This is a genomic window from Shewanella polaris, from assembly GCF_006385555.1.
Lineage (GTDB): Bacteria > Pseudomonadota > Gammaproteobacteria > Enterobacterales > Shewanellaceae > Shewanella > Shewanella polaris.
In genome coordinates, this window is record NZ_CP041036.1 from 1,378,626 (window position 1) to 1,399,647 (window position 21,022).

19 protein-coding genes and 1 riboswitch are annotated in these 21,022 nt (G+C 42.2%); of the genes, 6 read left to right on the forward strand and 13 right to left on the reverse strand.

The genetic code is table 11. The features are described 5' to 3' along the window. Positions 1 to 73: 73 nt before the first annotated feature. The 4 genes from FH971_RS06035 to FH971_RS06050 all read right to left on the reverse strand — a co-directional run bounded on the left by FH971_RS06035 (position 74) and on the right by FH971_RS06050 (position 2,558). A complete protein-coding gene (locus tag FH971_RS06035) occupies positions 74 to 685 on the reverse strand; it encodes an acyltransferase (RefSeq protein ID WP_140233718.1) in 612 nt (203 codons plus the stop codon). Between the two features lie 4 nt (positions 686 to 689). After that, positions 690 to 1,478 (reverse strand): tRNA (N6-threonylcarbamoyladenosine(37)-N6)-methyltransferase TrmO, encoded by a 789-nt coding sequence (tsaA, locus tag FH971_RS06040; protein WP_140233719.1) that lies wholly within the window; start codon positions 1,476 to 1,478, stop codon positions 690 to 692. Between the two features lie 113 nt (positions 1,479 to 1,591). Next, on the reverse strand, positions 1,592 to 1,987 hold the full coding sequence (gene rcsF, locus FH971_RS06045; protein ID WP_140233720.1) for an Rcs stress response system protein RcsF: 396 nt from the start codon (positions 1,985 to 1,987) through the stop codon (positions 1,592 to 1,594). A 160-nt stretch (positions 1,988 to 2,147) separates the two neighbouring features. Next, positions 2,148 to 2,558 (reverse strand): H-NS histone family protein, encoded by a 411-nt coding sequence (locus tag FH971_RS06050; RefSeq protein ID WP_140233721.1) that lies wholly within the window; start codon positions 2,556 to 2,558, stop codon positions 2,148 to 2,150. Positions 2,559 to 2,980: 422 nt separating this feature from the next. Here FH971_RS06050 and FH971_RS06055 point away from each other — a divergent pair, with 422 nt between their 5' ends. From FH971_RS06055 to FH971_RS06070, 4 genes are all read left to right on the forward strand, one after another. Continuing rightward, entirely contained in the window at positions 2,981 to 3,730 is a 750-nt protein-coding gene (locus FH971_RS06055; RefSeq protein WP_140233722.1) for an electron transfer flavoprotein subunit beta/FixA family protein, read from the forward strand. Between the two features lies 1 nt (position 3,731). Continuing rightward, positions 3,732 to 4,655: an electron transfer flavoprotein subunit alpha/FixB family protein gene (locus FH971_RS06060; protein ID WP_140233723.1), complete on the forward strand. Its 924-nt coding sequence runs from the start codon at positions 3,732 to 3,734 to the stop codon at positions 4,653 to 4,655. 401 nt (positions 4,656 to 5,056) lie between these two features. Continuing rightward, a riboswitch (Lysine riboswitch) is annotated at positions 5,057 to 5,272 on the forward strand. Between the two features lie 81 nt (positions 5,273 to 5,353). Further along, positions 5,354 to 6,910 carry a Na+/H+ antiporter NhaC family protein gene (locus FH971_RS06065; RefSeq protein WP_420853470.1) on the forward strand — a complete coding sequence of 519 codons (1,557 nt, stop codon included), beginning with the start codon at positions 5,354 to 5,356 and terminating at the stop codon, positions 6,908 to 6,910. Between the two features lie 175 nt (positions 6,911 to 7,085). Further along, positions 7,086 to 7,664, forward strand: coding sequence for a thymidine kinase (locus FH971_RS06070; protein ID WP_137221873.1), 579 nt, complete (start codon positions 7,086 to 7,088; stop codon positions 7,662 to 7,664). Between the two features lie 74 nt (positions 7,665 to 7,738). Here FH971_RS06070 and FH971_RS06075 read toward each other — a convergent pair whose 3' ends face one another. After that, entirely contained in the window at positions 7,739 to 9,529 is a 1,791-nt protein-coding gene (locus FH971_RS06075; protein ID WP_140233725.1) for an acyl-CoA dehydrogenase C-terminal domain-containing protein, read from the reverse strand. A 329-nt stretch (positions 9,530 to 9,858) separates the two neighbouring features. Here FH971_RS06075 and FH971_RS06080 point away from each other — a divergent pair, with 329 nt between their 5' ends. After that, positions 9,859 to 10,365, forward strand: a complete 507-nt coding sequence (locus FH971_RS06080; RefSeq protein ID WP_240778448.1) for a peroxiredoxin family protein — start codon at positions 9,859 to 9,861, stop codon at positions 10,363 to 10,365. A gap of 77 nt (positions 10,366 to 10,442) precedes the next feature. Here FH971_RS06080 and FH971_RS06085 read toward each other — a convergent pair whose 3' ends face one another. Next, complete coding sequence (locus FH971_RS06085) at positions 10,443 to 11,633, reverse strand: cation:proton antiporter (RefSeq protein ID WP_140233726.1); 1,191 nt, start codon at positions 11,631 to 11,633, stop codon at positions 10,443 to 10,445. A 307-nt stretch (positions 11,634 to 11,940) separates the two neighbouring features. Here FH971_RS06085 and FH971_RS06090 point away from each other — a divergent pair, with 307 nt between their 5' ends. Next, positions 11,941 to 12,798: a universal stress protein gene (locus tag FH971_RS06090; protein ID WP_137221867.1), complete on the forward strand. Its 858-nt coding sequence runs from the start codon at positions 11,941 to 11,943 to the stop codon at positions 12,796 to 12,798. A 75-nt stretch (positions 12,799 to 12,873) separates the two neighbouring features. Here the strand turns inward: FH971_RS06090 and FH971_RS06095 are convergent, their stop codons facing one another. The 7 genes from FH971_RS06095 to FH971_RS06125 form a co-directional block, all read right to left on the reverse strand. Further along, positions 12,874 to 13,530 carry a 3-oxoacid CoA-transferase subunit B gene (locus FH971_RS06095; RefSeq protein ID WP_137221865.1) on the reverse strand — a complete coding sequence of 219 codons (657 nt, stop codon included), beginning with the start codon at positions 13,528 to 13,530 and terminating at the stop codon, positions 12,874 to 12,876. A 13-nt stretch (positions 13,531 to 13,543) separates the two neighbouring features. Next, entirely contained in the window at positions 13,544 to 14,248 is a 705-nt protein-coding gene (locus FH971_RS06100; protein WP_140233727.1) for a CoA transferase subunit A, read from the reverse strand. A 66-nt stretch (positions 14,249 to 14,314) separates the two neighbouring features. Further along, a complete protein-coding gene (locus FH971_RS06105) occupies positions 14,315 to 15,205 on the reverse strand; it encodes a hydroxymethylglutaryl-CoA lyase (protein WP_140233728.1) in 891 nt (296 codons plus the stop codon). Further along, positions 15,206 to 17,236 (reverse strand): acetyl/propionyl/methylcrotonyl-CoA carboxylase subunit alpha, encoded by a 2,031-nt coding sequence (locus FH971_RS06110; protein ID WP_140233729.1) that lies wholly within the window; start codon positions 17,234 to 17,236, stop codon positions 15,206 to 15,208. It abuts the gene before it with no gap. Beyond that, entirely contained in the window at positions 17,236 to 18,051 is an 816-nt protein-coding gene (locus FH971_RS06115) for an enoyl-CoA hydratase-related protein (protein WP_140233730.1), read from the reverse strand. The genes FH971_RS06110 and FH971_RS06115 overlap by 1 nt, the downstream gene beginning before the upstream one ends. Before the next feature lie 38 nt (positions 18,052 to 18,089). After that, positions 18,090 to 19,697 (reverse strand): carboxyl transferase domain-containing protein, encoded by a 1,608-nt coding sequence (locus tag FH971_RS06120; protein ID WP_140233731.1) that lies wholly within the window; start codon positions 19,695 to 19,697, stop codon positions 18,090 to 18,092. 88 nt (positions 19,698 to 19,785) lie between these two features. Next, on the reverse strand, positions 19,786 to 20,955 hold the full coding sequence (locus FH971_RS06125) for an isovaleryl-CoA dehydrogenase (RefSeq protein ID WP_140235534.1): 1,170 nt from the start codon (positions 20,953 to 20,955) through the stop codon (positions 19,786 to 19,788). Between the last annotated feature and the right edge of the window lie 67 nt (positions 20,956 to 21,022).

Genomic DNA, 21,022 nt, shown 5'->3' on the forward strand with positions numbered 1-21,022 from the left:
ATTGCAGACGAGAAATAAACTGATTTTTGTCAACTTATGTATTTCTTATTTCACCTTCCATTCTTTATAGAAGTTATTTATCTCGTCTATCGCCAATGACTCGAGCAGGATTACCGGCAATGATGGCGTAGGCTGGAACATCTTTTGTGACAATGCAGCCCATGCCAACGACAACACTATCTCCAATGGTCACACCGTCAACAATACCTACTTGAGCGCCAATCCATACATCTTGGCCAATCACTACCCCTTTGGATGTTGCAGGTTGTTTATAGATAGGTGTGTCGGCTGACATTCCATGGTTAAAGGCATAAACAGTGACGTTGTTAGCAATACGAGTTTGGCTACCAATTTTGATACCTTTACGACCACCATCTAAACTGCAACCATGATTAATGGCCACTTCATTACCTAAGGTGATAGGGCCATGCATAAACACATCGGCGGCAATCATGCATTGGTTACCAATAGAGATATCACGACCCGGTTCAGCAAAAAGTTGTGCTTGTGGGGCAATAAAACATTGCTCACCAATATGAATCGTTTCTAATTGGCAAAGTTGCTGTTGAATTTCATCTTGCCAAGGTTTAGCCCAAAGGAGATGTTTGGGTTTAAGTGAAAAGTATAGCCATGGCATCCATGATAAACGTTTTTTGTGTTGAGCTTGATAATCAATGTCTGGCATAAGCTTAATCCTTTAATAATGTCACTTTGGTCGGTTTAAGCTCTAATACTTCAATTCCTTGCTTCGTGACATGCCAAAAAATATCTAAATCATACAGCGCCACTTGATAGAGTTTGGGATCATCTTTGGCTTTTTTATAGGCTGGGCGAGGGTCTTGGGATAATACGCCATTAATTAATTCGGCTAAGCCTTGGTATTGTTGTTGAATGGTATATTGGCTAATTTGAGTTGCTGCAACAGGGGTATAAGTTACTGGAATAAGCACGGGAGCATCTTGGGCAATTCCACCTTTAGCATCAGTTATCGCATCGGAGAACGGAACATAGGGTTTAATATCGATAATAGGTGTGCCGTCTAATAAATCCATGCCAGAGATCATTAAACACACTTTACCTTTACGTTGAACAACACTATGGAGTTTGACCACTGATTGACCAATCCCATTGGGTCTAAATGTCGAACGTGTAGCAAACACTCCTAGTTTTTCATTACCGCCAAGACGGGGAGGGCGTACTGTGGTTTTCCAGCCTTGAGCTAGATTTTCATGAAAACAAAATAATAACCATAGGTGAGAATATTGTTCTATTCCTCTTACAGCATCAAGGTGATTAAAATCTGGCTCAAATTCAATATAGCCAATGGCATTGACTAGTCCAGGCTGACGCGGGATACCAAATTTTTGCTTATAAGGTGTTCTGCATATTGCAACTGCATTTAATTGACTGCTAAACGGAACGCTAGAACGGTTATTAATAGGATCTATTTGCTGGTGTTGATCGTTGCCTTGTGTCATGCAATACCTGAATTAAGCAGAGAAAGGGAATCATAACTTAAATATAAATAATGTTGATGAGTGTTATATGAGCACTCATCATTTATAGGCTACCAATATATTATATTGAGTTGTTATTTTTCTGTAAGGGTTTTAATCGCTTGCCCAACACAAAGAGCACGGCTAATGCAGCTGTTGTCTGCTTCATTTATCATAAAACAGCTTTTAACCACAAAACCATTAGCACCTATGTCTGCCGCTGCTCTTCTGGCATTTGTACGTGCAACGGCCATTTGTGGCGGTGCATCTCGAAGGGTTTCTTGGCAGGCTTCGCCTTCAACTAAACCTAATACATCAAACTTTCCTCTAGGTTGATTAGTTCCTTCATATAACGTTACATCGCCGACTTTAAAATAATCATTGATTGCTTTTTTGTCTAAATTACTGTTGAACGCATAATCACTTGCGCATGCACTTAATAATAGTGCTATAGAAGAGGCAATAAATGCATATTTAAGGGGGGAAGTCATAACCGTCACCTTCAATTAATAAGAGTGGTTCAATAAGGGTAGTTTACCTTGTCTCATGGTGATGATAAAGCAATCTAATGTCATAAAAAAAGAGCTTACCGTAAGTAAGCCCTTTTTAATCTAAAAACGTAATCGTGTTGTTAATCGCTGGTTAGAATAATTATTCCATGCCAGGAATTAAAAATTCAGTCATATTTTTTCCGCTATCAACTTGTTGTTTGAATACGGTTGGCATGCGACCTTGACCTGTCCATTGAATTAATTCGCCATCAACAGTGATTTGATATTTTGCTGGACGTGGCGCACGCTTTTTAGTTGCTGTTTTAACTGAAGACGTGACTTCACCTAAATCTTCAATAGATAAACCGCTGTTTTCAATTTGAGCAAGAATTTCTGCAATCCGAGCATTACGTTCAGCATTCGCTTCAAGTTCTAATTTTTCTTCTTCTTCACGTTCGGTAATAATTTTTTCTAATTTGGCAGCTGTTTCACGTAAATCATCAAGAGATAATTCTTTTATTGCAGCTTTAAAACGACGGCCATGGGTTAATATGTCTAAAAAGTCACTCATGTTGTAAATTCCCTAAATGATTTATTAATAAATGTAAAAGCGATAATAGATAAAATTATCTATCTTTTTGGTTAATTTAAGTATTAATGTTGTTTTTTATAGTCTTATTATTAATATAAGTAAATTTAAATCCCTAATGATTACCCATAAAGTTTAATAAACACTGAATATGGATACAATAATAGAAACTATTCGGTATTGAATCAAATTAAATTATCTTTTTATGAAATATAATTTATAAATTAAGCAAATAATCAATGAGGGTTTGTTCTGTTTGGTTGCCATTATCACAACAAAAACATGTAAACAAGCGTTTGACTTTTGTTGACGTTAACGTTAGCAGGACGTAGAGTAAACCCATATTGCATTGGCCACAGTCAATGTGTTGTCCACGTTCATTGAAGTTGTAGGAAGGAAACCCTATGAAAGTCTTGGTGCCTGTTAAACGTGTAGTCGATGCCAATGTGAAAGTCAGGGTAAAAGCTGATAACACAAGTGTTGAGACTACTAACCTTAAAATGGCGTTAAATCCATTTTGTGAAATTGCAATAGAAGAAGCTGTGCGCTTGAAAGAAGCTGGCATTGCCACCGAAGTTGTCGTGGTGAGTGTGGGCGCAAAAGTGGTACAGGAACAATTAAGAACGGCTATGGCTCTGGGGGCCGATAGAGCAATTCATATTGAAACTGATGAAGATCTAGTACCATTGTCAATTGCTAAACTGTTAAAAGCCGTGCAAGAAAAAGAACAAGCGCAATTAATATTATTCGGTAAGCAATCTATTGACGGTGACAACAACCAAACTGGACAAATGTTAGCGGCATTAACTGATATGCCCCAAGCGACATTTGCATCAGAGGTCAAAGTTGATGGTGATACTGTCACGGTGACTCGTGAGATAGATGGCGGATTACAAACTTTAAAAATGCCTTTACCGGCGATTGTTACGGTCGACCTTCGCTTAAACGAGCCTCGTTATGCATCATTGCCTAATATTATGAAGGCCAAGCGTAAACCGCTAGAAACGCTGACGATTTCTGATTTAGGTGTTAGCTTAAAAGCACATCAAACTGTGCTTAAGGTCACTCCTCCTGTTGATCGTAAAGCGGGTATTATGGTGTCTTCTGTAGAAGAGTTGGTTGAGAAGTTAAAAAATGAAGCGAAGGTGATCTAACATGGCCATTTTAGTATTAGCAGAACATGATAATGTTAGTTTAAAAACCGATACGGCCAAAGTGGTCAGCGCGGCAACCGCAATTGGTGGTGATATCCATGTGTTAGTTGCTGGTGTTGATTGTAGCGCTGCAGTAAGTGCAGCACAAAGTTTGGCCGGTGTGAGTAAAGTGTTAGTTGCTGATGCTGCTCAATATGGTGCTCAACTAGCTGAAAATGTATCAAAATTAGTTGTAGAGATTGCGGGCGACTATGAGCATATTCTAGCGGCAGCAACCAGTATTGGTAAAGATACGTTACCGCGTGTGGCAGCATTATTAGATGTGTCACAACTTTCTGAAGTGATTGAAGTTGTCAGTAGTGACACTTTTGTTCGCCCTATTTATGCGGGTAATGCTTTAGCAACCGTGCAAAGTTTAGATGATAAAAAAGTCATGACAGTGCGTTCAAGTGCATTTGATGCCGTCGCATCAACAGGCAGTGCTGAAGTGGTTAATCTTAGTCAAGCTATTGAGGCGCGTACTGAGTTTATCTCTCAATCGTTAACAGAATCAGCGCGTCCTGAACTCGGTAATGCTGGCATTATTGTGTCTGGTGGCCGTGGTATGGGTAGCGGTGAAAACTTTGCTATTTTGGAACAACTTGCCGATAAACTGGGCGCGGCTGTGGGTGCTTCTCGTGCTGCGGTTGATGCTGGCTTTGTTCCAAACGACTTACAAGTGGGTCAAACGGGTAAAATCGTCGCGCCAGATTTGTATATCGCAGTGGGTATTTCTGGTGCAATCCAGCATCTTGCTGGTATGAAAGACTCTAAGGTGATTGTTGCTATTAACAAAGACCCTGAAGCCCCTATTTTTCAAGTGGCGGATTATGGTTTGGTTGCCGACTTATTTGAAGCAGTACCAGCATTGAACAATCTAATTTAATCTGACGTTAAGTCGTTAGATGGGGGCGTTGATTAAGTTAGTGTTTTCAGCCGACTTTGAAGCGCGATTAAACGTTCGTTGTTCTATTCAAAAGGTTTCTACTCATAAAGTAGAAACCTTTTTTATTGGGCTAGTGTTAGATTAGTTTTGAATTAGTATTAGTTTTTATGTTGAGTTTTAAAAATGTCAGTTCAAAAATCAATAGTTTGATGCAGTTGCTGTTTTTGTGCCCATTACGCTAGTGTGCATTTGACTTAAAAACGTTAGACTAATGCTATGCAATTGTGGATTTTGTTGGCAATATTGTTATTTGTACTGCGATTTAGTGTTTTTTTCTGGCATAGAATAAGTCGTTTATGATTGTATGTTCGCGCTGTTTGTAATGCATTTTAAATGCAAATGGCCAAAGTAGAGGTGCATTGCGTAAAAGTCGTATTGAATTGGGTGATGCCAATAATTCAGTATTAAAGGATGCAATGCCGAAACAAATGAGTCTATCAAACACATTTGTTGGTGCAGTACTCGAAAGGGGCTGCACTGTCATAGAGTTTTTATCTATATGATAAAAGAATGATATTCATATTAAGTGGGTATTACTGTGGAGCGCTACTAGTTAAGTTAATGCATACTCTTTCGGCGTATGTTTAGCCTTATTTCTAGTTTTCTCTATTCGTATCCAACGAAGAAATAATTAAATTATGATAATAAGTTATGCCGATTCGGCACTTTCCGTTTTGCCACCACTTGTGGCTATTTTACTCGCCATTTTAACCCGTAAGGTGCTACTTTCGCTAGGGTTAGGCATTGTTATTGGTGCTTTGTTACTGAGCGACTTTTCAGTTATTGCTACCAGTGAATATATATTACACACAGTAGGTCAACTCGTTTGGAAAGACGGTGGATTGAACAATTGGAATGTGTATATTTTAGGTTTTTTGGTTGTACTAGGCATGATAACCGCGTTAATTACCGTGAGTGGTTCTGCTCGGGCATTCGCTGATTGGGCTAAACAACATATACGCAGTAAACGTGATGCCAAGCTGATGACCATGTTTTTGGGTTGTGTGGTATTTATTGATGATTATTTTAATAGTTTAGTGGTAGGTTCTATTTCTCGGCCTATTACTGATCGTTATCATATCTCGCGGGCCAAATTAGCTTATATTCTCGATTCTACTGCTGCACCTATATGTGTTATTTCACCAGTGTCTAGCTGGGGGGCATATATCATCGCGTTAATTGGCGGTATTTTAACGGCGCATGGATTTACTGACTCTGGTTATTTAAGTGTTTTTATGCAAATGATCCCAATGAACTTTTATGCGGTGTTTTCGTTGTTGTTACTGCTATTTGTCGCGGCATTTGGCTTAGATGTTGGCCCTATGCGTCAACATGAATTAAATGCATTACGCGGTAATTTGTTCGATGAATCTAAAGGGCAACCACCAGGCGCGGTATCCGATTTACCCGAAGCGGATACTGGTAAGGTGATGGGCTTATTTTTGCCTATCGCCATATTAGTGTTTGCCACAATATATTTTATGGTTTCAAGCGGTGCTGATGCATTAGCAGCTAAAGATTTACCCTTTAATGTGTTGGGTGCATTTGAAAATACTGATGTAAGTTCATCTTTATTTTTTGGATCGATTATTGGTCTCATTGCCACGGTGATTTTAGGCATTCAACAAAAAGTTGAGTTGCCTATGTTGCTATCTGGGATGCTGGTTGGTGCGCGTTCTATGTTGCCAGCAATATATATTTTACTGTTTGCTTGGACTATTGCTAGCGTAATAGGTGAGTTAGAAACAGGCAAGTACATGGCCAGTTTAGCCACCGATAATATTCCGTTTGCCATGCTGCCTGCCGTGTTGTTTTTATTAGCGGGTATTACGGCATTTTCAACCGGAACTAGTTGGGGTACCTTTGGGATTATGTTACCTATTGCCGCAGATATGGCCATGGGCAGTGACAGTACTATGATGTTGCCTATGTTAGCTGCTGTGTTATCTGGTGCGGTATTTGGCGATCATTGCTCGCCTATCTCTGATACCACTATTTTGTCGTCAACAGGGGCGAGTTGTCACCATATTGACCATGTAGTAACGCAGTTACCTTATGCACTGATTGCAGCATTGATAAGTTTCGTGGGATATATCGTACTTGGTTTTACGGGTTCCTTAATCGCCGGATTGCTTTGCTGTTCGGTAATGTTTGCTATTAGTATTGTTGTACTGCACTTTGTTGCTAAAAAGTAATGCTTGATCATTATTTCGTGCACGCAAATTAATCTGCTAATGTAAATTAATAAACAGATTACTACCGCATAAAAATGCCGTATTCATAACGAATATGGCATTTTTGTTTGTTGTTGCGATGTTAATAAAGGTAAAATGAGCGACATTATCTGACTAACTATTGGGACGCTTCATTTTGGCGCAACTGTATTTTTATTATTCGGCAATGAACGCCGGTAAATCAACATCATTACTGCAGTCTTCTTATAATTATCGCGAACGTGGTATGCACACCTTAGTGATGACGGCATCGATAGACAATCGTTATGGTGTCGGCAAAGTGTCATCACGTATTGGCATTGAAACCGATGCGCAGGTATTCGGTAGCACTGATAATTTAATTGAGCTAATTTCGACGGCCAATAATGAGCAAAAAATTCATTGCGTATTGATTGATGAAAGTCAGTTTTTAAGTAAAGAGCAAGTCAGGCAGATAACACATGTAGTCGATAACATGGATATTCCAGTGTTATGTTATGGTTTACGTAATGACTTTCAAGGTGAGTTGTTTACTGGCAGCCATTATTTATTAGCGTGGGCTGATAAGTTAGTCGAATTGAAAACTATTTGTCATTGTGGCCGCAAAGCTAACATGGTTGTCCGTCTTGATCATGACGGTAAGCCTATGAGTGAAGGTGAGCAAGTTGCCATTGGTGGTAATGAAAGTTATGAGTCGGTTTGTCGAAAGCATTTTCGTGAGTTTTTGTGGGATTAAGTTAACTCCAACATGACTGAATAAAAAAGCCGCTTCAAGTCAATTGGGGCGGCTTTAAATTATCATATTAGCGATTAAAAGTCAGAGTCGGTAAATTCAACAATGTTAGCGCTACTGGCTTCAATTTGTTTGCGTAAACTACGGGTTTGGCTACCCCAATAAGTCATAAAGAACTTAGCAGTATTAAGTTTTGCTTGGTAAAATTGACTTTCTTCAGTGCCCATTTCTAATGCCGCTATTGATGTTGCTGCAATTCGAGTCCACATCCAAGCTAATGCTGTAATACCAAATAATTGCATATAGGCCATGGATGCAGCGCCAATGATGTCTGGATTTTTACTGGCTGATTGCACAATAAATCCGGTGGCTTTTTCGAGATCGCCAGCCGCATCGATTAATCCTGCAAGATAAGGCTTCATATCTTCATTAGTTGAGTGTTGCTCAATCAACTCTCTAACCATACCTGACCATATCTTTAATGCAGCGCCTTTATCGGAAAGTAATTTACGGCCGACTAAATCAAGAGCTTGTACTCCGTTTGTACCTTCGTAAATCATTGCAATCCGGCTATCTCTCACAAACTGTTCCATACCCCATTCGGTAATATAGCCATGACCACCATATACTTGCTGTGCATCCACACAGGCTTTAAACCCCTGGTCGGTGACAAAGCCTTTAACGATAGGCGTAAATAGCGCTGCTAGTGCAGAGGCTTGTTTTGCTTGAGCAGGGGCGGTGTGACGTTCTGCTTGGTCAAGCCATAACGCTTGCTGGCCCATTAATGCACGTGTACCTTCGTTAAATGACTTTTGCGATAACAGCATACGACGAATATCACCATGGACCAATAATGAGTCTGCGGCTTGTTCAGGTTGTTTAATACCACTTAATGCACGGCCTTGAATACGTTCTTTGGCATAGACGAGGGCATTTTGATAAGCAATATCTGATACGCCTAAACCTTGAAGACCGACCCCTAAACGTGCTTGGTTCATCATGGTGAACATGGCTTTTAAGCCTTGATGCGCTGCACCTACTAATTCACCTATCGCGCTGTCAAAATGCATCACACAAGTCGAGTTTCCGTGGATGCCCATTTTATGCTCTAAACTTGTCGCACTTAGGGTGTTAGCTTTGCCTAAGCTACCGTCATCATTAACTAAAAATTTAGGTACGGCAAATAACGAAATCCCTTTAACGCCTGCTGGCGCATCTGGTAAGCGAGCTAATACTAAATGAACGATATTTTCGGCTAGGTCGTGATCGCCAGATGAGATAAATATTTTCTCGCCACTAATAGCAAATAAACCATCAGCTGCAGGAATGGCTTTAGTGCGCAGTAAGGCTAAATCTGTACCAGCATGCGACTCTGTTAAGTTCATGGTCCCGGTCCACTCGCCACTGACCAATTTGGCTAAATACTTTTGTTTTAATGCATCGCTACCATGAACATGAATAGCTGAATACGCACCATGGGTTAATCCTGGATACATAGCAAATGCCATGTTGGTAGCCGATTTCATTTCAGTGGCAAAGGTGCCAATGACTTCAGGCAGGCCTTGGCCGCCAAACTCAGGATCACAGGTTAATGTTGCCCAGCCGTCTTCTACATATTGTTTATAAGCTTGCTTAAAGCCTTTTGGAGTAATGACCTTACCGCCTACCAGTTTACAGCCTTCTATGTCACCACTAGCATTGAGTGGTAGCATGACCTTGGTGGCGAAGTCGGCAACGCCCTGTAGAATCGCATCGGTGAGATCTTCATCTAATTCATCAAAACCGCGTAAATCAGTTTGTTGATAGACATTGAGCAGTTCAGACAGAATAAATTGATAATCTCGAAGTGGAGCTTGATAAATAGGCATAAGATCTTTCCTTAGTTACTGTGTTTCAGCTTGGCGTGGGTAGCAAAGCTGAAACTGGCTACAGGTCCAATCTGATTAAGTCTGTCTATTTAATCTACGCCAATTTGATTAAAAACTCAGCAAAATTTTACTGACAGGCGGACCTTATTTTGTTGGTATATAAAACCCGATCCACTTGTCATTTTATCCATGAGTTGGTTAGCGATTGCTTAATATTATCTTTATTATTGGGCAATAATGTTGATGTTAACTGATTAACGAATACATAAAGGTCTTTGTCCGGTCTATATCTGTTGTCTATCAAAAAATACTCATTAAAGGGGTTGGTTATGAAATCGATTTATTCAAGCTTGAGTGCATTTGGCTTATTATTGTTGTCTTTTGTACCATTAGGTATAGCTGATGCCGCCGCGAAAGTGGATGACTCCGTGGCACCTAATTTCGAATTATTCACGGCTGACGGTAAGGCATTCAATTTACATGATTATGCTGGCAAACCGGTGATTTTGCATTTTTGGGCCACATGGTGCCCTTATTGTAAAAAGCTTCAACCCGGTTTAGAGAAACTTCGACTTAACTATCAAGATACTGATTTGAAGATGATTGGTATTAGTTTTAATGAGGACGCTGATGCCAAACCCGGACAAAGTTTACGTGAACGCGGCGTAGAGATGAAGACGCTGGTATTGGGGGATGAGGTTGCTAACTTGTATGGCGTTAGGGGAACGCCAACAACAGTATTCATTGACCGTAGCGGTCATATTGCGTGGGTAACCAATACTGCTAATCCTGATGATCCTAACTTAGATAAAGCGGTGCAGTTTTTGATAAAATAGCTAAAGCAACAATCGGGCTATTTTTGTTCATTGTTCTCATTTGCTAGCGAGAACAGTATCGTGGACATAGATAGCCATTAGATTTTGTTCCTCAGTGCATATTTTAATATCAGCGGTCCAATTAGGGTGGTTAAAGCAATAATCATGACTAATATGGCAAACTCTTTAGCTTCAATGACGCCAAGCTGGCGGCCCATTTCAGCAAACACTAATCCTACCTCGCCCCTTGGCACCATTGCCGAACCGACAATGAACCTTTCTTGCCAGTTTGAGCTGGCCAATAGCCCTACGATAAATTTACTCGCAACAGCGATTACGGTCAGCCAAGCGAGTATTAATAAGCCTGTATAGCTCATATCAAGCTGACTTAAGTCTATGCTAATACCGACATAAACGAAAAAGACTGGACTGAGTAGTTGAACTAACGGCTTTGCTGCTTTTTCTAGTTTCAAGGTATAAGCAAAGGGGTTTTTAAGGTATTTATTAAAAGGCGAAGTGAATTGCCGTGACAAGCCCATACCGACAGCAAATCCACCTAAAATTGCTGGGGTACCAAACCAGTGTGCTAACCAAGCAAATAAACAAATAATCGACATCACCACAAAAATGTCATAACCGGGTACGTGCGCTTTAATGTGTAGCCCGCGAGTTAAATAGATAATAACCCTGACCAGTGGCGGACTGAGAATAATGAAGCAAGCTATCATGATAAATAATATTAATGTTGAGCTTATATCTAACTCACCAGATGAGGCAAAATTAAACAACACACTCAGTAATATTACACCAACGATATCATCAATGACTGCAGCACCCAGAATAATTTGTCCAGCCGTAGTTTGGGTTTGATTGTTTAGTGCTAATACACACATTGAAATGCTAATGCTGGTGGCCGATAGAGCACAACCAAAAAATAATGCAGTAAAGGGCGGTATAGAAAGCCAATAAAAGCTAGCCAACCCAATAACGATGAATGGCGTTAAAATACCTAACGCCGCGACTTTGACAGCTTTGCTGCCTGAATAAGCCAGTTTTTTGATGGAGGTTTCACAGCCAATATCAAATAACAACAAAATGACACCAAGCTCCGCGATGACAGCTAAAGTGCTATTAGGTGTGACCCAATTTAGTAATGAGGGACCAATTAGAATGCCAGCAATGACTTCGCCCACGACAATTGGAAACCCTATCCTGTCAATTAGTTCACCTAATATTCTACCAGCAACCAGAATGAGAAATAGTGACATAACAAAATTGTCTATTGCCATGGTTCCCCCTTAAGTTGAGCAATATGCAATTGATCTATATTGCTTAAAAAAATTGATTTTGATCAACTTTTTAACTGATTATTAAGCACAAACTTACGCTATTGGCTAATCTAAAGATAGTTACTTGCTCACGTTTTGCTCAGTTATATAACCTCATTTTCGCCATTGGAATTTAAGAGTGATAATTAGGTGGGACCAGCCTGTCGGCTTTATTAAGCTTATCTATAAATGTTTACTTATTGACCTCAATGGTGCTGTTCCTAGGCGCTTGTCGCAGTGAAAAGTCAGCTGATATAAGGAGATTTAAATGAACAAAGTGTTTATTATTGCTCAAATGGAACAAGCGCATACTGATGCCGTTGCTATTGGATTAACATTAACAAAACAGATGAATAAGCGAGCAGAGGTCTTTGCTTACATTTATGCATATTTAGGTGCCGAAGACACTGATCAACCACGACTTGCTGGGCTGGTGCAGAAGACGTTAATGGAGCAACGAGAATATCAACTGTTAGCTCAATTAGACTCCCTTGACGCTAAAGATGTTCCGTTACATCTAATATGGAGTAAGTATCTTTTTGAACATGCTTGCCATCATTCTGCACGACATAGTTTCGATCTTATGATTAAGGCCGTTCATCATGCTGATCATTATCTACCCACAGATTGGCAGTTAATTCGTCATACTAAAATCCCATTATTATTACTTACAAACAATCCACTCAATAAAGGTGGAACCACGCTTATTTCTATTGATTTAGACACTAAAAATTCAACCAAACAACGCCTCAATGACGCTGTTATTGTGCATGGGAAGCAACTAGCAGAGGCTACCGGAACTCAGTTGCATGCTGCTTATGTGCTAAGAATCCCTCAAATTATTCGCGATATGGATTTGCTCGACATTAACGCTTTAGTTAAAAAAGCCTATGCAGATCATAAACAGCAAATTGCAGATATCGGTATAGATTCCGATTGTATGCACATTATATCTGGGGAACCAGATTTGTGTTTGTTTGAGCTGGCATGTCGATTAAATAGTGAATATTTTGTGATTGGTGCAAGGCAACGACAAGGATTGTTAGGTCGCATTATTGGTAATACTGCGGAAGCCATTTTAGGCCGTATGCGCAGTAATGTATTGGTTATTCCCGCAGAGGAATAACCATGTTCATTAATAAGCAGATAATATAAAGCCCAGCGGGGAAACTGGGCTTTATTGATGATGGTGTATTTTACATTAAAAGGTCATTTCAGGCACATGCTCTGGCACCACTAACTTACCAGCGGTTTTTGTGACAATCTCTTCAACAGATACACCTGGTGCGCGTTCTAACAGATGGAATGCGCCATCTTTAATTTCCATAAAGGCCAAATCTGTCATTACACGTTTAATGCAACCATAACCGGTTAATGGCAGTTCACATTTTGATAATAATTTTGAATTACCGTGTTTGTCTGCATGCATCATGGTGACAATGATATTGTCAGCACCTGCGACTAAATCCATTGCGCCGCCCATGCCCTTAATCAGTTTTCCTGGGATCATCCATGAGGCGATAGAGCCGTTAACATCGACTTCAAATGCGCCTAATACGGTTAAGTCTACGTGGCCGCCACGGATCATCGCAAAGCTTTCTGCTGATGAAAAGAATGACGATCCAGCAACTGCGGTGACTGTTTGTTTGCCAGCGTTGATGAGATCGGCGTCTATGGTTTCTTCGGTTGGAAACTCGCCCATGCCGAGTAAACCATTTTCAGATTGCAGCATCACTTGCATACCTTGTGGAATATAGTTAGCCACAAGTGTTGGAATACCAATACCTAAATTAACGTAAAAACCGTCTTGTAATTCTTTTGCTACGCGCTGGGCGAGTTGTTCTCTGGTCAGTGCCATGGTGTTGTCTCCCTTATTTCGCAGCTTTGACGGTACGTTGTTCTATACGCTTTTCAAAGCTGGCTTTGATAACGCGATCAACATAGATACCTGGTGTATGAATGTGGTCTGGGTCGAGCTCGCCTGGTTCAACAATTTCTTCAGCCTCAACCACGGTGATTTTACCTGCGGTGGCCATCATTGGATTGAAGTTAGCGGCGGTTTTTCGAAACACCAAATTGCCCATAGTGTCGGCTTTCCAGGCTCGAATTAAGGCAAAATCTGCCGTTAATGATTCTTCTAATACGTAGTGACGACCTTTAATTTCGCGTGTTTCTTTTCCGTCAGCAATCGGCGTTCCGTAACCTGTCGCGGTGAAAAATGCCGGAATGCCAGCGCCGCCAGCACGAATTTTTTCAGCCAATGTGCCTTGTGGCGTGAGAATGACATTAAGCTCACCAGACAACATTTGTTGTTCAAAGGTGGCATTTTCGCCAACATAAGAGGCTATCATGGTCGAAATTTGATGTTGTTTAAGTAACAAACCTAAACCAAAATCATCAACACCAGCGTTGTTTGAAATAGCGGTTAAGCCTTTTACACCCAATTTAACCATGTGGTTAATTAAACCTTCAGGAATACCACATAAACCAAATCCGCCGACCATAATGGTCATGTCGTCACTCAGTCCTGCTAGTGCTTCGTCATAGCTGTGGACGACTTTATTGAATCCTGCCATCTTGTTGTCCTTATTGTTATGTTCACAACGGTGAGTGTTTTGCCTCACCCCAGTGAGTATATGTGATTATGTTCTGATTGCATTTGCCACTTTAGACCCATTAGCGCGCCCCAACACGCGGCTAATGGTATCACCCGCGAGTGCAAGCTTAGCGAGGTCAATACCGGTATCAATCCCCATGCCATGAAGCATATACACCAAATCTTCTGTGGCGAGATTGCCCGACGCACCTTTTGCATACGGACAACCACCAAGACCAGCAACTGAAACATCAAACACGCTGACACCGGTTTCAAGGCAGGCAAGTATGTTGGCTAACGCTTGGCCGTATGTGTCGTGAAAATGCAAAGCTAACTTATCAACAGGAACCACTTTAGCGACAGCCTCAACCATCTGCCGCGCTTTATTGAGAGTGCCAACACCGATGGTGTCGCCTAATGAGATTTCGTAACAACCCATTTTATAAAGGATCTCAGATACTCTCGCGACTTCACTCACTGCAATGTCGCCTTCGTATGGACAACCCAGCACACAAGACACGTAGCCTCGCACTGGGATATTGTGTTTTTTGGCGGCTTCCATCAACGGAATAAAGCGCTCGATTGACTCATCAATAGAGCAATTAATGTTTTTTTGACTAAAACTTTCTGATGCTGCGCCAAAAATAGCCACTTCATCAGCACGTGCAGCAAGGGCTAGTTCAAACCCTTTTAGGTTAGGGGTTAATGCACTGTAAACCACACCAGCTTGTCGTTTGAGTTGCTGCAATACGGCATCGGAATCGGCCATTTGTGGCACCCACTTGGGTGACACAAAGCTGCCTGCTTCAATACGCTTAACACCTGCATCACCAAGTTGTGTGATTAGCGTGAGTTTGTCTGCAGTGGTCACCGGCACTTCGTTTTGTAAACCGTCACGCGCACCGACTTCAAAAATGCTCACTTTAGTCGGTAACATTTACGCTTCCTCGACGTTAGCTTCAATGGCTAATGGTTCAACGTTTAATAGTTGTGCACCGTCACTGACAAGCTCACCGCTTTGGAAGTAAAACTCGCTCACCACGCCATCAAACGGCGCTTCGATGGTGTATTCCATTTTCATGGCTTCCATCACTAATAAACCTTGGCCCGCCTTAACTTGTTCGCCTACTTCCACTAAATGAGTCACAACAGTGCCATTCATTGGTGCTTTAAGCTTATCTGCATGGTTAATCACTTCTTCAATCACTTGAGCCAATATGGCTTTAAAGTGATAACTGCCAGAAGGTAAAAATAGCGTAAAGTCGTCGCCTTGATGGCTAACAGGAATTTTGCTCTTATGACCATTAATCTCAGCTAAAAGTAAATCGGCTTTCAATTCACCCGCTAACGTCAACATTTGGTCATGTAAACACAATTGATATTGTTCGCCAACGGCTGTCAGTAGCAAGTCATGTTGTTGCACTTCGGCGGATGCGTCAGTTAATAACGACACACGATGCACGCTTGAACTATTGAGTCTAAAGCCGCTCACGAGGCCCCAAGGTGAATATGGGTCGGCGCTGTTTATGGCCAGTGCTTTTGCCGCTTGTTTACGTGACAGCACTTGAAAAAGTCCTGCTAATGCTAACGCAGTATCTGCTTCAATAGCTGCGTCACCAATTAAGGTATCGCCATAGCGTTCAATAAAGTCGGTACAGAAGTCTGCCGCAGCAAAGGCTGGGTGTTCAGCAATGTTGGCTAAAAACTCGATGTTATGTTTAAGGCCACTGATTTGGTATGACTCAAGTGCGTGTACTAAACGTTGTAGTGCGCGAGGGCGCGACTCATCCCATACAATCAGCTTGGCGATCATTGGGTCATAAAAGTTACTGATGACATCGTTTTCACGAATGCCTGAATCTATGCGCACGTGACGATTTTGTTCTGGTTCACGTAAAAAATTGAGCTTACCGCTGGCAGGTAAAAATTCGTTTTGCGGATCTTCAGCGTAAATTCGCACTTCAAATGAGTGGCCATGAATACGCACCTCATCCTGGCGCAGCGGTAACTCCCCCCCACTGGCGACAATTAATTGCCATTTTACTAAGTCTTGACCTGTCACCATTTCGGTTACTGGATGCTCTACTTGCAAGCGGGTGTTCATTTCCATGAAGTAGAAGCTGTTATCTGTGTCGAGCAGAAACTCAACCGTTCCCGCACCGACATAATCAATGGCTTTAGCAGCTGCAACGGCGGCGTTACCCATTTGTGCTCGTAGTTCGTCAGACAAACCGGGGGCTGGCGCTTCTTCAACTACTTTTTGATGGCGACGTTGAATAGAGCAGTCACGATCAGATAAGTAAATAGCGTTGCCTTGAGTGTCGGCAAACACTTGCACTTCAACATGACGTGGTTGACGTAGGTAGCGTTCCATTAACAATTTGTCATTGCCAAATGACGAGCTGGCTTCACGGCGTGCAGATTTAATAGCTTCAAGAATTTCACCGTCGTTTTCAACGATGCGCATTCCTTTACCACCACCACCGTAGGCTGCTTTAATTAATAACGGGAAACCAACAGCATTGGCTTCTGCTATTAACGTGGCATCCGTTTGATCGTCGCCATGATAACCCGGCACTAGGGGGACATTGGCTTTTGACATAATGTCTTTGGCGGCACTTTTGCTGCCCATGGCATCAATCGCATCGCTACCAGGGCCGACAAAGGCGATACCATTTTGCTCACATTTACGGGCAAACTCGGCATTTTCAGATAAAAAACCGTAACCTGGGTGAATGGCTTTCGCACCCGATCTTTTGGCAATATCGATAATTAAATCGGCTTTTAGATATGAGTCCGCTGGGGCGCTGCCACCTAGGTAAAACGATTCATCTGCCATGGCCACATGGCGGGCATCTTTGTCGGCATCGGAATAAAGAGCGATGGTGCGAACACCCATGGTTTGCGCTGTTTTGATAATGCGGCAGGCAATTTCACCACGGTTAGCAATCAGTAATTTGGTAAACATTATTGGGCTCCTTGTGGATCAGATTTAGCGGTTTTCCATGTAGGCGTACGTTTTTCAAAGAAAGCATTAAGGCCTTCTTGACCTTCTTCTGATACACGAATACGAGCAATTTGCTCGCTAGTAAAATCGAGCGTAGCGTCGTCTATCACGCCGTTTTCTAAATGTGATACAAGATTTTTTGCCCATGCCATGCCCTGAGGACTGTTGGCATTAAATGCTGCGATAAAAGGGGCCGCAGCAGCATCTAAGTCGTCGTTAACTTCGTGAATGACTTGATGGGTTAAGGCAACATCAGCACTAAAGCGTTCAGCGGTCAGCATAAAGCGGCGTGATTGGCGATTACCCATGGCACGAATCACATACGGACTTATCACAGCAGGGATAAGACCTAGCTTCACTTCGCTTAAACAAAAACTGGCGCGAGTGTTGGCAATGGCAATATCGCAGCAGCAAATCAACCCTAATGCACCACCAAAGGCTGCGCCTTGTACTAAGGCAATAGTGGGTTTTGGGAACTTGTCTAACACGTGCATCAGCTTGGCAAGCTCATGGGCATCAGTCAGATTTTGTTCAAAGTCCATTTTTGCTTGTTTGCGCATCCAATTGAGGTCGGCGCCAGCACTGAAGTTTTTACCATTAGCACGTAAAATCAACATATTACATTGATTGTTACTGGCAAAGCTTTCGATAGCCTGGATCATCTCGCTAATCATCACTTCATCAAAGGCATTATGCACTTCAACTCGGTTTAAAATGAGCTCTGCTACTCCTTGTTCTAGGCGGCATTCAATGAACTTATATTGGTTTGATAACATTATTTTTTACTCCTTATTCGCTGAATTAACCACATGAATTACATGCGGAACACCCCAAAGCGGGTGTCTTCAATGGGAGCATTTAATGCTGCCGATAAGGCTAAACCGACCACGTCGCGTGTTTGTGCCGGATCAATAATGCCATCATCCCAAAGACGGGCACTGGCATGATACGGATGTCCCTCTTTTTCGTATTGCTCAACAATCGGCTTACGGAAAGCTTGTTCATCTTCTACAGACCATTCAACGCCTTTACGGGCTAAACCATCGCGGCGCACTGTGGCTAATACGCCAGCAGCTTGTTCTCCGCCCATTACCGAAATACGGGCGTTAGGCCACATCCACATCATGGTAGGTTCGAATGCGCGCCCACACATGCCGTAGTTACCCGCACCGTAACTGCCACCGATAATCACGGTAAATTTAGGCACATTGGCACAAGACACCGCGGTCACCATTTTGGCGCCATGTTTAGCAATGCCTTCATGTTCATATTTTTTACCCACCATAAAGCCGGTAATATTTTGCAGGAATAACAGCGGAATTTTACGTTGGCAACACAGTTCAATGAAGTGAGCGCCTTTTTGCGCCGACTCCGAAAACAAAATGCCGTTATTAGCCACAATACCGACAGGGTAACCATGTATACTCGCAAAACCACACACTAAGGTTGCACCGTAGTTGGCTTTAAATTCGTCAAAGTCTGAGTCATCAACCACACGGGCAATGACTTCTTTTACATCAAACGGCTTTTTAAGATCGGTACCGACAATGCCGTACAATTCATGGATATCGAACTTAGGTGGTTTGACTGGGCTTAATAGGCTTTTGATTTCTTTTTGATGATTAAGACGCAGTATTGCACGGCGAGCAAGCTCAAGGGCGTGGTCGTCATTTTGCGCTAAATGATCGGCAACACCGGATATTTTAGTGTGAACTTCTGCACCGCCAAGCTCTTCTGCACTGACTTCTTCGCCCGTCGCTGCTTTCACTAATGGAGGTCCGGCTAAAAAGATGGTGCCTTGTTCTTTGACAATAATTGACTCATCGGCCATGGCAGGTACATAAGCACCGCCTGCGGTACACAAACCCATGACGACGGCAATTTGTGGAATACCTTTAGCTGACATCTGTGCTTGGTTATAGAAAATTCGGCCGAAATGATCGCGATCTGGAAATACTTCATCTTGGCGAGGTAAATTCGCGCCACCAGAATCGACTAAGTAGATACACGGTAAGTGGCAACGGCTGGCAATGTCTTGCGCACGTAAATGCTTTTTAACAGTAATAGGGTAGTAGGTGCCACCTTTTACTGTGGCGTCGTTGGCAATAATCATGCACTCAACACCACTGACTCTACCAATACCAGCAATGACGCCAGCAGCAGGGACTTCTTCGTCATAAACTTCGTAAGCGGCAAATTGCGATATTTCTAAAAAGGGTGAACCTGGGTCGAGCAGCTTTTCAACGCGCTGGCGTGGCAATAATTTACCACGAGATAAATGGCGTTCTAATGCGACAGGGCCGCCACCTTGTTCGATTTTATTTAGTTTTTGTTGAAGATCATCGACCAATAACGCCATGCTGTCTGACTTGGCTTTAAATTCGTCACTGCGAGGATTGATACGGCTGCTAAGTTGCGTCATTTCTATATCCTTAATGAAGCAAAAAATAGGGGGCTTGATTAAGACGACATGACACGCTTGATATGCCGTCTTCGTACTGGAATGCTAGTTACTTTGACTCGTTAAACAATTCGCGACCAATTAACATGCGGCGAATTTCAGAGGTGCCTGCACCAATTTCGTAAAGCTTAGCATCACGCAATAAACGGCCGGTGGCGTATTCGTTGACATAGCCATTGCCGCCGAGTAATTGAATCGCATCTAAGGCCATTTTAGTGGCAAGTTCTGCACTGTATAAAATCGCACCAGCGGCGTCTTTACGAGTAGTTTCACCGCGGTCACAAGATTTAGCTACGCTGTAAACATATGATCGAGCAGCGTTCATACCTGTGTACATATCAGCCAGTTTGCCTTGTACTAATTGGAATTGGCCAATGGATTGTCCAAACTGTTCGCGTTCATGAATGTACGGGATTACGATGTCCATACAAGCAGACATAATGCCCAATGGCCCACCAGACAACACCACTCGTTCGTAATCAAGGCCGCTCATTAGCACTTTTACGCCATTGTTGAGGCCGCCTAAGATGTTTTCTTCTGGCACTTCGCAATCTTCAAATACCAATTCACAAGTGTTCGAACCGCGCATACCGAGCTTGTCGAGTTTCTGAGCTTGGCTAAAACCTTTCGATTCACGCTCGACGATAAAAGCGCTAATGCCATGTGCGCCTTTTTCTAAGTCGGTTTTTGCGTAAATCACATAGGTATGGGCATCAGGACCGTTAGTGATCCACATTTTATTGCCATTTAAGATGTAGCGATCGCCTTCTTTGCGAGCATGCAGTTTCATTGAAACCACATCAGAACCCGCATTGGGTTCGCTCATGGCAAGTGCACCAATGTGCTCGCCGCTGACGAGCTTAGGTAAGTATTTGGCTTTTTGAGCGTCATTACCATTACGGTTAATTTGGTTCACACATAAGTTTGAATGAGCGCCATAACTTAATCCAATAGATGCTGATGCGCGGGAGATTTCTTCCATTGCCACCACGTGAGCCAGATAGCCCATGTTAGCGCCGCCATATTGCTCATCAACAGTGACACCTAATAAACCCATATCGCCAAGTACTGACCATAATTGATTTGGAAACGCATTGTCGATATCGACTTGGGCGGCCATGGGGGCAATTTCGTTGGCGGCAAAACCACGAACGGCGTCACGTAACATATCTACATCTTCACCTAAACCGAAGTTTAGGCTGGTATATAAGTTGCTCATTTGCTTGTGTCCTGTTGAATTTTTATTATCGTCTGGCAATAAATGTGCTGCCAACGCTTTATGGTTG